This is a genomic window from Streptosporangium sp. NPDC023825 (assembly GCF_040639575.1).
Taxonomy (GTDB): Bacteria; Actinomycetota; Actinomycetes; order Streptosporangiales; family Streptosporangiaceae; genus Streptosporangium.
Genome location: NZ_JBFAAE010000112.1, coordinates 1 through 14,728, shown reverse-complemented (window position 1 = coordinate 14,728; position 14,728 = coordinate 1). Strand labels below are relative to the sequence as shown.

Annotated in this window: 12 protein-coding genes and 1 pseudogene; 11 read left to right on the top strand and 2 right to left on the bottom strand. The window is 60.6% G+C overall.

Features of this window, described 5'->3' with window-relative positions; translation table 11 throughout:
- The first annotated feature begins 72 nt into the window (after nt 1-72).
- From AB0G15_RS42430 to AB0G15_RS42400, 7 genes and pseudogenes are all read left to right on the top strand, one after another.
- On the top strand, nt 73-363 hold the full coding sequence (locus AB0G15_RS42430) for a transposase (protein ID WP_362851227.1): 291 nt from the start codon (nt 73-75) through the stop codon (nt 361-363).
- 22 nt (nt 364-385) lie between these two features.
- A pseudogene (locus AB0G15_RS42425) lies at nt 386-490 on the top strand (IS5/IS1182 family transposase); the annotation flags it as partial.
- Nucleotides 491-1,061: 571 nt separating this feature from the next.
- Complete coding sequence (locus AB0G15_RS42420; RefSeq protein WP_362851225.1) at nt 1,062-5,303, top strand: caspase family protein; 4,242 nt, start codon at nt 1,062-1,064, stop codon at nt 5,301-5,303.
- A gap of 163 nt (nt 5,304-5,466) precedes the next feature.
- Nucleotides 5,467-5,802: a PPC domain-containing DNA-binding protein gene (locus AB0G15_RS42415; protein ID WP_362851223.1), complete on the top strand. Its 336-nt coding sequence runs from the start codon at nt 5,467-5,469 to the stop codon at nt 5,800-5,802.
- A gap of 54 nt (nt 5,803-5,856) precedes the next feature.
- Nucleotides 5,857-6,654, top strand: a complete 798-nt coding sequence (locus AB0G15_RS42410; RefSeq protein ID WP_362851221.1) for a fumarylacetoacetate hydrolase family protein — start codon at nt 5,857-5,859, stop codon at nt 6,652-6,654.
- 95 nt (nt 6,655-6,749) lie between these two features.
- Nucleotides 6,750-7,109: a hypothetical protein gene (locus tag AB0G15_RS42405; protein WP_362851219.1), complete on the top strand. Its 360-nt coding sequence runs from the start codon at nt 6,750-6,752 to the stop codon at nt 7,107-7,109.
- A 4-nt stretch (nt 7,110-7,113) separates the two neighbouring features.
- Nucleotides 7,114-7,566 (top strand): hypothetical protein, encoded by a 453-nt coding sequence (locus AB0G15_RS42400; protein ID WP_362851217.1) that lies wholly within the window; start codon nt 7,114-7,116, stop codon nt 7,564-7,566.
- Between the two features lie 18 nt (nt 7,567-7,584).
- On the opposite strand, the gene AB0G15_RS42395 is transcribed toward AB0G15_RS42400, so the two are convergent.
- Nucleotides 7,585-8,286: a class I SAM-dependent methyltransferase gene (locus AB0G15_RS42395; RefSeq protein WP_362851215.1), complete on the bottom strand. Its 702-nt coding sequence runs from the start codon at nt 8,284-8,286 to the stop codon at nt 7,585-7,587.
- A 555-nt stretch (nt 8,287-8,841) separates the two neighbouring features.
- Here AB0G15_RS42395 and AB0G15_RS42390 point away from each other — a divergent pair.
- The gene (locus tag AB0G15_RS42390; protein WP_362851213.1) at nt 8,842-9,243 is read left to right on the top strand and encodes a hypothetical protein; all 402 of its coding nucleotides are present in this window, start codon (nt 8,842-8,844) and stop codon (nt 9,241-9,243) included.
- 160 nt (nt 9,244-9,403) lie between these two features.
- Here AB0G15_RS42390 and AB0G15_RS42385 read toward each other — a convergent pair whose 3' ends face one another.
- Nucleotides 9,404-12,811: a CHAT domain-containing protein gene (locus AB0G15_RS42385; protein ID WP_362851211.1), complete on the bottom strand. Its 3,408-nt coding sequence runs from the start codon at nt 12,809-12,811 to the stop codon at nt 9,404-9,406.
- A 234-nt stretch (nt 12,812-13,045) separates the two neighbouring features.
- On the opposite strand from AB0G15_RS42385, the gene AB0G15_RS42380 reads away from it, so the two are divergent.
- The 3 genes from AB0G15_RS42380 to AB0G15_RS42370 are packed head-to-tail and all read left to right on the top strand — an operon-like array spanning nt 13,046 to nt 14,602.
- On the top strand, nt 13,046-13,432 hold the full coding sequence (locus AB0G15_RS42380; RefSeq protein WP_362851209.1) for a hypothetical protein: 387 nt from the start codon (nt 13,046-13,048) through the stop codon (nt 13,430-13,432).
- On the top strand, nt 13,429-14,346 hold the full coding sequence (locus AB0G15_RS42375; protein WP_362851207.1) for a hypothetical protein: 918 nt from the start codon (nt 13,429-13,431) through the stop codon (nt 14,344-14,346). The genes AB0G15_RS42380 and AB0G15_RS42375 overlap by 4 nt, the downstream gene beginning before the upstream one ends.
- Complete coding sequence (locus AB0G15_RS42370) at nt 14,282-14,602, top strand: integrase core domain-containing protein (RefSeq protein ID WP_362851205.1); 321 nt, start codon at nt 14,282-14,284, stop codon at nt 14,600-14,602. The genes AB0G15_RS42375 and AB0G15_RS42370 overlap by 65 nt, the downstream gene beginning before the upstream one ends.
- Nucleotides 14,603-14,728 lie beyond the last annotated feature (126 nt).

Here is a 14,728-nt window from a genome sequence, read left to right as displayed (position 1 = left end):
AGCGCTACGTCGCGCGCGAAATCTACCGCCATATCCAGCCCGCCACAGCCGCATCAACTCCACCTGCACCGCTTGACGCAACATAGGGGCATCCTCAACACCCACCTGAGCGCAGGGATGCGCCGCTACATCGCCGAGCGGGACTGGCTCACCGTCTACCAACTCCCCGCCTACGCCCCCGACCTCAACCCGGTGGAAGGCCTGTGGTCGATACTGCGACGCACCACCCAGGCCAACCGCACCTTCACCGACCCCCACGACCTGATCACCGCAATCCGCCAAGGCCTACGCCGACTCCAGTACCGCCACGACATCCTCGATGGCTGCCTTATCGGCACCGGGCTCGTCCCCGCCCCACCATGACGACATCACGCTTTTATCCTCAGTAATGGCTTACCGACGGCTGGCGCGTGATTACGAGCACCGGCCACTGATCAGCGAGGCGATGATCCGCTGGGCTGTAATCAACATGCTGGCGCAGCGCATCACCCGAGGCCACTCTGCCCATCGACCCAGACCGCGACCCCTCACACGAGCCCGCCAAACCAAACGATCAATACTCAAATACTCAGCCAGAGAGTCCTCTTTATGTCCGTATGGCCGACTTAAAAGACACTCGCTTTAGGAGGGCGGCGGCCGTACGGATGCTTTGCGCAGGGTGAACTATGTGAATGCCTTACACGGCCCACACCTTTTGCAAGATCATCCCGTACTTGCTCGGCTCAAGAGCGGAAGCAGCTCGGGGCATGGCTGCCTGCTTGCAAACGGGAGTTAGCCACTCAGTCGAGTGTTCTTCCTGATAAATAAGTGGCAGCTTGGGATGTCACGTGCTCAGGTGTGTCAGTGTTGTTGGACCCGCTACGGTACAGCAATCGGCCGGTAGTCGACTGCTTATGCAGTGAGCGGAGGTTCCGCTATGGCCTGAACTCCTCTTCAAAGAGAACTAGTCGGTAGGCGTCGCCCGTGCTCACCTAATGATCTTGTATTGATAGCAGAGTCGTCCACATGATGGACATGTGGCATGTGCGGATATAAGGTAAGTGCCTTCAGCAACTGCCTGTATGGGGGTGTTCTTGTCGTACCTTCTCATTGCGATAGGGGTATCTTATTATCAGAAGCTCCCGGTCGACCAGCAACTCTCTGATGTCTCGCTAGAGGTCGGCCGAATCGTCCGCGCGTTTACTCGCCTTGGATACACGCATGTGCTGCAAGACTTGATCGCCAATCCCACGCAGGACCGAATGAGGCGAGAGCTGAGCGCTTGGCTTAGGGAGCCAAGCAGATCATCCGAAGATGTCGTGGTCATCTACTATACCGGGCACGGAGCAATCGAAATGGGAAGGCATTACCTACTCACCTCCGATTCGGCCGTGAACAATCTCATCGGTACGGCTTTCCCCACCGATACCATTGCATACATGTTGGCCGGAAGCCCTGTTCAACATCTCCTAGTAATCCTTGACGCATGTTATGCGGGGACCGGGATAGGCGATCTCACCGCGGTGGCCGCAGAGCTCTCCGGTATTCGCTTCGTGCAGGAAACGCACGGCAGCGGACTGTGGTTCGTTGCAGCGGCCAGACCGGGAGACGAAGCCGAGCAAAATGTCTTCGTGGATGCGCTGATCCGCGCCTTGGAGACGACGAAAGCGGGTCAGCGCCAGCGCTTTATCCATCCGGGCGAAATTATCGACTCAGTCAACCGCGATCTCATGGAACGCGGTCGGCGGCAGAGGGCCCGATACAACGTCGGAGACAGTAGCGGCCTGCCGCCCTTTTTCGTTAATCCTCGATACGACTCGCTCTTGCCGTACGGCATCGATCTCGAAACGCAGCGCCGGTTGCGCGAGCGGGACCGTCAAGAGCATTTCTCCCCGCGATCGCGAGGGGTCGAGTTCGAGTCAGAACCAGGCTGGTACTTCAGTGGCCGCGACCGCATTCTCAGCACGCTCGTCTCGTGGATTAATGAGCCGCAAGGAGATCATCACGCCAGAGTGATTACTGGAAGTCCGGGATGCGGCAAGTCCGCTATCATCGCCAGGCTTGTGATGTTGTCAGACGACTCCTATCGCAGGAAGGTTCCCCTGGAACACGTCCTCCCGTCCGCAGTCCCCCCGGTTGGAGCAGTGGATGTGGCCGTCCACCTGCGCAACAAGCATCTCGAGGAGGTCGTGGCGACCATAGCTGCGGGCGCGGGCGTCGAGGCGACCGATCCCGTCGCACTGGTCCAGGCTCTCGCCAGACGAGCGGAACCCCTAGTGGTCATCGTCGACGGGCTCGATGAGGCCGGACGGTCCACGGACTCGCCCTACCACCACAATGCCGAACCGTCCCGCCTGGCCCGGCAGCTGTTCAAACCGCTCTCCGGGTTGCCGTCCGTCAAGCTCATCATCGGCACACGCCCTGAAGTCATCCCTGCGCTGGGGCAGTCGGTCAAAGTGATCGCGGTTGACCGACCGAACTATGTGACGGCACCGGAGATCGCGCAGTACGTTCACCGTATCCTCGTCGCCGCCGGCGTCCCGGACAAGCAAACGCCGTTTCAGCAGGACCTGATACTCACGTCGAGAGTGGCCGACGCCGTCGCAGAAAGGGCTTACCCTAACTTCTTGGTCGCTCGCATCGTCGCGAACAACCTTCTGGCCTCGAATGTCACCCCGTCGAACTACGCGATGTCCAAGGCGAGCAAGAACTTTCCCGAAGAGGTGGGAGATGCCTTCCGCGACTACCTCGAACGCTTCGGGCCGAACGAGTACCGGGTGCGCAGGCTGCTGATGCCCCTGGTCTACGCTGAGGGCAGCGGCCTGCCGTGGGACAATTTGTGGGCACCGCTGGCTGCGGCTATCTCCGGTGAGTTCTCTTCAGACATGGACATCGACTGGCTGTTGAGAAACGCCGGAGCGTACATCGTGGAGAGCATCGCGAAAGGTCGCTCGGTCTACCGCCTCCACCACCAGGCGCTCGCCGACTACCTGCGGCGCCCACAGCGGGACGACGACATTCAGGCGCGCATCACGCGGACTCTCTTAGAGCAGGTGCCCGTCAGCCCTATTGGCGGTAAGCGGAAGTGGAACCTGGCCCATCCCTACATCCGCGACCACCTCGCTACGCATGCGGCCGCCGCCGGTTTGCTCGACGAACTCGTTTCGGAGCCCGGTTTCCTCCTGGTGAGTAATCCGGAAAGGCTGCTGCAGGCGCTCGATTCGCTGCAGTCGGAGCAATTTGACCGCCACGCGCGAGCGTACCGGCGGGCTTACAGCATGCTGATTTCTAGGCCCGCCCGCGAACACTCCTCCTATCTCGAGCTTGCCGCTCACTGTGCAGGCGCCGAGAATTTAGTGAGCGCGCTCCGCCAGATCCAGGACCAGCGTCCGTGGCGGCTGCGATGGGCCAACTGGCAGCAGGTCGGGTCCTACCGGATCCTCGGCAGTCACCACGGCGGCGCCAGGGACCTCACAGTGGGGAAGGTCGCGGGCAGGGTCGTCGCCATCTCGGGCGGCTGGGACAACGTCGTACGGATCTGGGACGTCAGCGACGGCGGGCAGATCGTCGAATGCTTCGGACACACCAACGGGGTACGTGCTGTGGCAACAGGCGAGGTGAACGGGGTCGGTGCCGTTGTCTCCGGCGGTGCGGACGGCACCCTTCGCATCTGGGACCTTTCCACAGGAGCACCGTTGTTCCCACCGGTCAGTGCTCATGACGGCGACATTAGGTGTATCCGCGGCGGGCGGTATCGCGGCACGTCGATATTCGCTTCGGCTGGCAACGACGGTCGGATCCGGCTCTGGGTCCCCGACGCGACAGGAGCTAGCTGCCTGCGCCTCATGGAACACGGCGCCTGGGTGAACATGGTCGCGTTCTACGAATCCTCCGGCGGCACGTATGTGGTGTCCGGCGGCGACGACAACCTCATTCGGGTCTGGAACGTGGAGACCGGAGGCCTGGTCGCCACGCTCAAGGGGCACAAAGGCGGTGTCTACGCGCTTACGACCACTCGGCTCGGCGACCGGGTGATTGTCGTCTCGGGTAGCTGGGACTACAGCATCCGGTTCTGGGACCCGGAGCTCGGCGTGGAGATCAGGCCCGCCATCACTAAACACGAGGGCCCCGTGATGACCGTCGCCCCAGCGACTCTGGATGGACGATCAGTAATCGCCTCGGGTGGTTGGGACCGATCTATCCGGTTTTGGGACATCGAGATGGGCCACGAAGTGTTCGCTCCGTTGCTCGGTCACGACGACGGCATTATGGGGCTCGTCGACTGCGACGTCGAAGGTCGCAGATTGCTGCTGTCCGCCAGTTGGGACAACACCGTCAGGGTTTGGGATCGTTATCCGACGAAATCTAAACAGGTCGAATCCCGACATACCGGTAATGTCGTCGCCGTTTCAGCGGCCGCGGATGGTAGAGATGACAAAATAATTTCGGGTGGCCGTGATGGTGTGCTGAGGACCCTGAGCGCCGTCGACGGACGGCTCATGGGCCATGTCGGCGTTTCTCCCGCCGGTCCAGTCTCGTCTTTACACATGAAGCGCTTCGGTGATCGTCTGGTCGCCGCCTCGGGTTGCTGGGACGGCTCGATCCATATCTGGGACGCGCACGACCTAAGCCATTCGCGGCGGTCGTTTCAAGCCCACGACGGTGGGATATGCGCCGTCCTGCTACTGGAAGGCGCCATGACGGAACGTTCCATCGTGACGGCTAGCAGTGACCATACGGTAAGAGTATGGTCACTCGATACCTTCCAGCAGCAGGTCGAATTTCTCGGTCACGATGGCTGGGTGACTAGTATGGAGTTCCTGCGAACCGAAGACTGCGCCATCCTTGTCAGCGGCAGCGCTGACTGGACCATTCGCAAATGGAAGCTCTCTTCTCCAACTCTTATAGCGGATCCTCTCGTGGTTTGTGATTCTGCAATCCTTTCTCTCCGAGGCGGCCGGATGAAAGGGAGGAACATCATGGCTTTCGGTTGCGAAGACGGCAGCGTAGGAATGATCTACCGGCCCGCCGAGCAAGAGCAGAGAGTCCTTCCCGTCATCCGGCACGAGGGTGCTGTGACCTCCGTGGCGATTACCGGAGACGAGTCGGCCGTCAGCATCGTCTCGGCCTCTGCAGATCACACGGTACGGGTGTCGAGGTGGACCTCCCACAAATTCGACATGCAGGATACGGAAGTTATAGATCTAGGTTGCGCTATATTCGATCTAGATGTTGTCGCCTCCGATGTAATAGCGGTTGGCACCAGCATGGGATTAGTATGCATCGATCTCAAGGATTATGGTATGACCGATAATAGATTTTAGTGGGCACATCAGGACAGATGTGATCTTCGGCTTTGTGTATCCTATCTACTTGCAGGTGTTGTGCATCACTAGCTAGGAGTGGATACTTGCCGTGTGCTCCGAGACGCATCCGCGCACTGTTGCGTCTCGATAATCGTTGTGCCCTTTTTGATGGGATTCCAAATTGCAGCTCATATCTGTCCAGCCGGGTGAAGAGCTTCTCACGAGCATTGCTCGGCAACTCCAGCTACTCGAAATCACTAGTGGAGCCATCGTTTCGCTTATCGGAGCAGTGGATTCCTGCGGGGTGGTCAACATGCCCGCATATGATGCCATGAAGGAGGTGCGAACAGAATTTGAGTTCCCAGTCCAGCTCACCGGCACGGGGGAAATAGTCGGAGGAAAACCTCATATTCACTGCGTACTCACAGGCGAGGATCACAAAGGCATCGGTGGACATCTGCTATGGGCGAAGGTCGAGAGCTGGTTCGTCAATGTCTACATAATCGCCAACGACTGAATTGATGTCGTCAATCCTCGACATTGTGAACGATTCCTAAAAGGAGGTGCAAGCATGCGCGAAACAGCCACGAAGTTGGCCGTCGATGCGTTGGTCAGGACGCGGCTCGATCACGTGCCGTTTGAGGGGTTCGACAGCAAGGCGCGGCCAAACTCCGAAGCAGAGGGCTACGCCATCCAGGACGCTCTCGCGCCAGAGCTCCAGCTAACCAGTCTGGGATGGAGATCGGGGCACAAGATCGGCTGCACGACCAAGGTCATGCAGGACTATCTCAAGATCCCCAATCCCTGCGGAGGGGGCGTCTATGAGGGCACCGTGCAACACGAGCACGGCACCTTCCCCCTGTCAGACTTCGTCAGGGTTGGCGTGGAGTGCGAGATCGCTGTCCGTCTGGCGGAGGATCTGCCGCCGAGAGCCACCGCCTTCACCCGCGAGGATGTCGCGTGTGCGGTCGGAGCCTGCATGGTCGCCATCGAGATCGTGGATGACCGCTACGCAGACTTCACTAAGCTTGGAGCGCCCACGCTGATCGCCGACGATTTCTTCGGCGCGGGATGCGTCCTGGGACCGGAGATCGCAGACTTCGATCCGTTCGAGCTCTCGCAGGTGTCCGCCTCCATGTTGATCGACGGCACCTCGGTTGGGTCGGGCGTAGGCTCCGACGTACTCGGAAATCCGCTGGACGCGCTTACGTGGCTGGCGAACAACGCAGCGGACCGGACGATCAATGGTCTTCGCGCAGGCGAGTTCGTTCTGCTCGGTAGCCTCGTACAGACCAAGTGGATCAATGGACCCTGCGAAGTCCGCGCGATCAACGATCCGCTCGGAGAGATCGTCGCCGTTTTCACCTGAGCTAATCGGCCGGTTCGGTGAGTTACCTCCGGGTTGAACCGCAACCAGAACAAAGCGAACACATACATCGCGAGGCTCATATGGCCGATTTGTTGATGAACGTCGACACCGCTGATCCTGTGCGTCTCCCGCAGATCCTTCCTGTGCATCGTGAGTGGCTCCTGAGCAACATCAGGGCTGCGGGAGGAATCCTAAGCCCGGTCCAGCGTGATACGTCTGCGGAGTCCGCCACCAAAAGTCCCATGGACCTGCTGTCACTGCTGGTGCCGGCATCGGCCGTGCCCATAGTCGCACAGGTCATCAAGGCTTGGCTTAAAGAACGTGGGCGGATCATCGTCTTTCAGACGACTCACAACGGGAAGACGACGACCCTGCGGCTGAGCGGCGCTGTAAGCGACGACACCGTCCGCGAGGTTCTGAAGCAGGCAGTGCCCCAGGACGATGTCGAGGAATGACGGCATGGGCTCGTCGAGGTCGACGCTTGTCGCGGATCCCTACGCCATCTACCATTTGGCCACCAAGCACGGAGCCGCAGCCCGTGCTTATCGGGAGCTGGCCAGCGAGGGGGCGCTCACTTTGATCGTTCCCGCCCTCTCGCTGGCCAGCGCGCACGGCCTCACATCGTGCGGCGACAGAGCATGCCATCATTCACACCTTGACGATGTTTCTGGGTGCCTGCGCGAGCTCGTGACGCTTGCTGGGGTGCGCGTCCAGGAGTTGTCGGAGTCAACCGCTCTGCGCGCCGGGGCGGCTTTTCACACGAGGACGGTCTCAGGGTATGTGGGCGACACCGTCCTGGCCAGTTCTGAGGTCATCTTGATTGCTCAGGAAAGAGACATCGCCATTTTGACCACACCACAGGCAAAGTACTGCTACGTGGTGCCAGCAACACTTAGGTTCGTCTTCGTGTGACTCCACTCGCGATGGCTGTCACGTCGCCCTCTTCCGCAGGGCGAAAAGCCAGCTTCGATGCTCGTGCTCATATTCGCGGTAGCCCTCGTGTGGCGGCTCCATCCAGGCCACCTCTTTGAGCCACACGACCTCGGCGGCGACCTCGTCGAGCATGCGCACCACACGTTCCCGATCGTAGAATCTGAAATAGAACCGTTCGTCGAAAATGTACTCTTCGTCGCCGACCAGAACCATGTTGAGGCCACGTGTGGAGTCGCCCGTCGCGAACACATTAGCGACCAGGCAGTGACCGTCGCGGCAAATGCGAAGCAGTTCCCGCAGGGCTCCGACGGGATCGGCTAGGTGCCCGAGAAGGTCACAGCAGAAGATGCCATCGAAAGTTTCGTCGACGAAACCTGTAGCATAGACGTCCGCGACGCTGAGGATGACGTTGTGCAGTGGCTGACTCCTGGTGACGCTCCGTGCTAAACTGAGGGCATTTTTCGAACTGTCGGCCCCGATGACTGCAGTGAACGCACTAGCCAGCGGCGGAAGGTTGCGGCCGTCGCCGCAGGGAAGGTCAAGGACCTTGAGCGCCTTATCCGCGGCGAAGAGTTCGACGGCGTCGGCTGTGAATGGCACTGCGGGGTCACCCCATAGGTTTTTCCGCTCCCAGAGGACATAGGAGGTATCCCAGTTCTCCTTTCCTCTGAGCATATACCTTTCGATGGAATCGGACATATGAAACCCCCTAGTTACTCCTGGCCGAAATCATGTTGCGATGAAAAGGCTGACAGTGAGGCCGACCGTCGAAAAATTGTCCGGAAAGTTGCTGTCTCCATTGTTGCAATATTCGCGACCGCCAACAACCCGATGCCGTCGGAAAAGGTGAGCAGTTTTGAAGGCCGTGCTGATTAAGAAGGTTTGAGGTTATGATGGTTCGAGACTCAGGCCGATCTTGGCGATGAACGCGTTGAGCAGGTTAGGCTGATACTGCATGCGCTTGAGGTAGCTTTTCAGGAGCTCCGAGAGGGCGTCGACGCCGTACTACTGAAAGCCGGTCTACTACCTGCTGGAGGCTGAGAGATTCACCTGCTGGCTACTGAACGCCAAGCACGTCAAGAGTGTCCCCAGCCGCCCGAAAACCGACAAGCTGGACGCGGTGTAGCTGGGCAAGGTCGTCGAACGGGGCATGTGCCGACCCAGCATGGTCCGCCCCAAGCCGATCCGCCAGCTACGCGACCTGACCTGCTTTTGGCGCAGCCTGGTGCACGAGCGCACCCGCGAAAACAGCGCGTGGAAAAACTGCTGGAAGGCGCGCAGATCAAGCTACCCAGTGTGATCAGCGACATCTTCGGCGCCTCCAGCCGCGAGATGCTGACCGCATTGATCGGCGGGCAGCGTGATCCTAAGGTGTTGGCCGCGATGGCGCACGGCCCGATGCGCTCGAAGATCCTCCTACTGCAAGAAGCACTCACCGGTCACTTCACCGATGAGCACGGCTTCTTATGCCAGATGATGACCTATCGAGTCGATGACCTCACTACTCGAATCGAGGCCGTGTCCCGCCGAATCGAGCACAAGATCGCCCCCCATGCCGCCGCGGTGGCTCAACCCGACGAGATCATCGGTGTCGGCACCATGGCCGCTTCCTGCGGCGTGGTTCCCGGGGGCGAGCGCCGCAATGGCGGCCGTTGAGGCTCTTATCGGAGTACGGTCAGGATTTACGGACATAGGCGCGCAGGGTTATTGAGAAGACCCTGTTCAGGAGGCGCCCAGCCGCCTCGCGCCGGGGCGTGCCGGGAAAACTGCGGCCAGCCTAAAGCCGCTCTTGCTTCGGCTCATGAGCGACGATCGTTTAGATGCCGACGTGGATGTGGGCGGCCCACATGGCGGGGTTGGAGCGATGGTCATCGCGCAGCCTTCGGATGGCGTGATGCAGCGCGAGGGCGGCTTGGTCGGTGTGGGGCGGTTTGGTGCCATCGTTGGTGAGGTGAGTGTAGACCTCGCCGGCGATGCGAACAGCGGCGGCGTCGCCGATAGGCCACAGGGTGCCGATGACATGCTGGTATCCGGCGAGCTGAAAAGCGCCGGTGATGTGCACGGCTTCGTCGACCAGACGGGGATCGCCGGTGGTGGTGGTGCTGCACGCCGACAGGTAAGCCAAGTGCGCCTTGGGAATGCGTAGTCGCGAGATGACGGCGACGGTGAGCGGTTGGATAGCGTGATCGTGTAACAACAGCATGCTCTCCGAGGAAATGCCCCAGTTGGTAAGCCCATGGCAGGCCAGATGTACGAGCGGGTATTTGGGCAGGGCCGCTAGAACGGCGTCGTGGGTGGCATGGTGGCCGGCAAGGGTGAGAGAGCCAGGTAGAAGCTGAGCTAAACGAGTTGCTTCGGCATGAGCTCCGGGCAGCGCGGGAGCTCCAGGGGTTTCTGGCAAGGCGACGATGAGAGCCGAACGGGTGCCGTCGTCGGCTCCTGGGGAGGAGGTGCTCAGGTGGGCCTGGCGACCGTAGCCCAAGGCTCGGATCGTTGGAGTGTAAGAGGGGATCACGCGGTCCAGCAGCGTTCGCGGTGGCTCGGCACCATGACCTTCGGCGTGGTGACCGGCGGCGTGCAGCGGCAGGAGCGTCGCGTCCCCTACCGGACACCACCACAGGCGTGGCCAATTCTGGTCGTCTTCCGGTCGGTCGGTGAAGCCGAGGTCTTGTAGGACGGGAGCGGCGATCTCGTCCCAGAGCCAGCTTAGTACCGCCTGGATTTGCTGCTGGGCGGCTCGGCGTTCTCCCAGTGGGCCTTTGTCTACAGAAAGGGTGGCGGAGAAAAAACGGGCGACTTGATCGAGCACGACATCGTGAGTGACGCCGGGTAGTTCTGTCAGCCGCACGGGATGGTCGGGGTCGTCGGTAAGCGTTAACGCATCGCATCGGTAGGGACTGATGTTCACCATTGTGATCGGACCACCACTGGCCTGCCGTTGCAGCTGACTGATCGGCGGGGGGAGCAAGAATTGCTTCAGACCAGGAACGGCGCGGATCTGGGCAAGCAGCTGGTCCCATTCCTGGGAGAGCCGCTGACGTTCTGCGGCGACCTGCCTTATCGATGCCTCCGGCCCGCTGCGGGACTCCTGTCGGTGCGGGTCGCCAAGCGGCCACCGTTCCTGCGTACTCAGTGCCAAGCCGCCTGTGTCCGATGGGGCGAAGCCGGTGTGCTCGGCGGCGTCGAGCGCGTCGCGCAGCTGGACGAATCGAGCTGCCAGGTGGGGAGAACGAGTTTGCAGTTCGATGAAATCACCGTGGGCGGCCATGGTTTCACCGAGTAACACTCCGCGTGTTTGTTCGAGTAATTCAACCGCATACTCGGGCCGGCCGGCCGCGATTGCCGCCGCAGCCGCCTCGGCGGCCAAACCGGCCGTCTCTCCCAGCCCGTACTGACGATCTGTCTGACGTAGTCGCCGTGGTGTCATCTGAGGCAAAAACGCGATCACTTTCTCGTAGGCCGCCAACGCCCCTCTGCTGTCACCCGCCCACATCGCCGTCTTCGCCAAACCACGATTGGCTGCCATCTGTATTCTTACCGGGGTGGCCACCTGATCCGCCGCCTCGGAAAAGCATTTCCTGGCCTCGACCAGATGATCCACATTTTTGGTTTTTTCATACAGTTCCTGCAAGGCGTCCCCGAGGATGACCGAGATTTGAGCACGGTCGGGATCACCGGGTGAGGCGGCAGCGGCCGCTTGACGAATTATCTGCACCGCTTCAGTCAATGTCGACAGCTGTCCGGTCTTCATGAACAGCATCATCAGGCAGACTCCGAGGTTGGACAAATATTTATAACGATCGTCGCGAGCCAGCGATATAACCTCACGCCCTACCGAAATTGCTTCTTTCAGTAATTCGACATCTCCGGTCCTGATGAAAGACAATTGCAGAACCCCTCCAAGGACGGACAATCGCATGGCACGCTCAGGATGGTCCACAGGGGTGAAGACGATACTGACATGGCCTACCTTGATTGCTTCAACGAGCACTTCCGAATTTCCCGTCCTCACGTGCAGAGCTTGCAAGGCGCTACTGAGGTTGGCCAAAAACTTTCCATACTCAGGAGAATCGGAAGAAGTGGCGTATACGGCATCACGCATCATCGCGACAGCTTCGGTCAGCGCTTCCGTCTGCCCTGTCCAGTCGAACAGAACTCGTAAAAACCCTCCCAGATTCGACAGGATCGAGGGGCGGCCAGGGTGATTTGGAAAAGCGTTGAAAGCCGTGACGGCGGCACGACCGACCTCAATCGCCTCTGTCAGATACCCGAACTCGCCGGTACGCGCAAACATGGTCTGCAGGCTGTTACCAAGATTGGACAAATAATCTGCGTGGTCAGGATCATCGGACGGGGTGGCCATGACAGCCGCGCGACCGACCTCGATCGCCTCGATCAACGCCTCAAAATCATCACTCTGTCCAGACAGCAAACGCAACGTGATTCCGAGATTGGACAGCATCCCGCCATAGACGGCGTCTTCGGGAGAGGTGGCAGCGACAGCGGCGCGTCCGACGGTGGCCGCCTCATTTATCGAAGACAAATCTCCGCTTGCCCGGAACAATTTCTGCAAAATGACGCCAAGAGTATTCAAGTGCGTGCCGTAGTTCAGATCATCAGGCGGGGTGGCAGCGACAGCGGCGCGTCCGGCGGTGGCCGCCTCATTTATCAAAGCCAAATCCCCGCTTATCCGGAACAGTTCCAGTAAAACCATTGCGAGACCATTGAAGCGCGCTCCCCGATCCGGGCGATCGGATGAGGCGGCTGTTACGGAAAAACGAGCGGCGGCGACCGCCTCGGTTATCGCAGACAACTCTCCGGTCTGCTTGAACAGAAGCAGCAGGGCAGCACCGAGATGGAAGGACATCGCAGAACGTTCAGGGCCGTCCGGTAGGACAGGGGTGTCCGTGGTGATGGCGGCAGCGTCACGAAACAGTTCGACAGCCTCTTCTATCGCTGCTGTCTCACCGGTTCTCTCGAACAGTGCTCGTAAAACAAGCCCAAGATTGCACTGGGCCGCAGCACGGTCGGGATGGCCAAGTGGTGTGACGGCCAAAAAGTGGCGAGACGAAGTTATCGATTCGTTCAGAGCGGTCAAATCGCCGGTCTTTTCATAAAAGAAAAGATTGTTCAGCGCTCGCTGGTTCCATATTAGGAAGGCATCGGTCCGGGGCCGCGACAGCCGTGCGAAGATCGCAGCGATCAAGCCTTTTCGCTCGCTCATATCCAGGTCTCCCTTGTCCTACGCCACCCGCCGTGCCCGTCGCCCTCGCCTTCCACGCTGGCCTGTGTTGGACGATGCGCTATCGCCCTAGGTTGACCGGAAGGCCGTAAGCGGCCACCAAAAATTGATTGGCGATGATCCGCTCGCCGTACACTCTTGATGAGCGCACTACGCCCACGAGTGAGCTTCGATGTCCGGTACGGCGCGGCACCCCCACGACGAAAGGGGCGGCTGGTGACACAGGCGGCCGAGCGAGTCGAACGATTGTGCACACTGCTGGAAACGGACGACGACCTGTGGGACTCCGCCGAAAAGGTCGGTGCCGGAACACTGCTACAGCGGATCGTCGCTGCGATCAGTGCCGGTGACCATAACGCGCTACCGCCCCTTCTGGACGCGTTCGACGAAGCGATGGCCGTCATCGCGGGGGGCGCGATCACCCTGCCCACTCGCGCCTACGAACCGATCATCGGCTGGAGCGACGGGCATCCGGTCGTGCACGCATGGACCTGCCCGGCCCCCACCCCGTGCACCCGGGTGGACCTACAGACCCGGCCAGACCAACCATCGGTGTGCGCGGCGACCGGACAATCGCTCGCCTTGATACGCGTCTCGACATGAGCGGGTTCTTCGACGAGCTGGGAAAGAAACTTGCCGAACGCTGGCTGACCCTGCTGGTCTTTCCCGGCCTGATCTACCTGGTTTGCCTGACCATCGCCCTTGTGCTGCAGCACGACAACGCCCTGTGCCCGGAAACACTCCTCAAGGAGATGGACCGCCTCACCGCCCAACCCGCCGCCGCCAACGCCAGAGTGCTCCTCTTGGCTGTCGTCGCCATCTTGGCTGCCGCCGGGGCGGCCGGGCTCGCCGCCGGCGCGCTGGGATGGCTGCTCGAACGCGCCTGGAACTCCAAGGGACGGCATCGCCCGGCCCGATGGCTGACCGCCCACCGGCAACGACGCTGGGACAATGCCCAGACCCGCGTCCGACGCCAGACCACCCTGGCCGCCCGCGCCCGCCCCGCATCAGGAGAGTCACCCCCTGATGTAGCGGCAGCGATTGCCGCCCGCCAGTCGATCGGTCTACTCCGCCCTCAACGCCCCACCTGGATCGCCGACCGTTTACATGCCGCCGACCAACGCCTCTACCAAGCCTATGACCTTGACCTCACTAGCGCTTGGCCACGACTGTGGCTAATCATTCCCGACACCGCCCGTACCGAGCTAACCACTGCCCATAATGCTTACAGCACTGCGGCCCGCCTAGCCGGATGGGCGATCCTGTACCTGCCGCTCGCCTGGTGGTGGTGGCCCGCCCTGCCCATCACCGCCGTCCTTACCATGACCGCCTGGATCCGCGCCCGTACCGCAATCGCCGTACTCGCCGACCTCGTCGAAGCCACCGTCGATCTCTTCAGCCGAGACCTGGCCATTCAGCTCGGCATTCTTACCGACGGACCCATGACCCGTCATGCTGGTCTTGCCGTCACCGTCACCTTGCGTAAAGACCCTGAGACCAACTACCCCACCACCTGACCGATTCGGTCGCGTCCTCGACAACGCCGCCGCCGAGTTGTTCAACCCCACCCTCAAGGTCGAATACGTCCACCGGCACCGCTTCACAACACGCGCCGAAGCCCGCCTGAAGATCGCAACCTGGATCGCCGACTTCTACAACACCCGCCGCCGGCACAGCGCCACCGACAGGCTACCCCCGATCGTCTGCGAGCAGCAGATCATGACCGCCCGAACAGCCACCAAGGTGAAATCTCAGAAGACCATCGCCGCTTAGCCGAGTCTCCACACTTTCAGGGGATGAACACTGAACCTTTTTCATCCTCGGGCGACCTGCGCGATGCGGTGGTTTTGAAGGACGGCGATGGCCTTGCACAAGTGACCGGCCTTGGCGGGGCTGCAG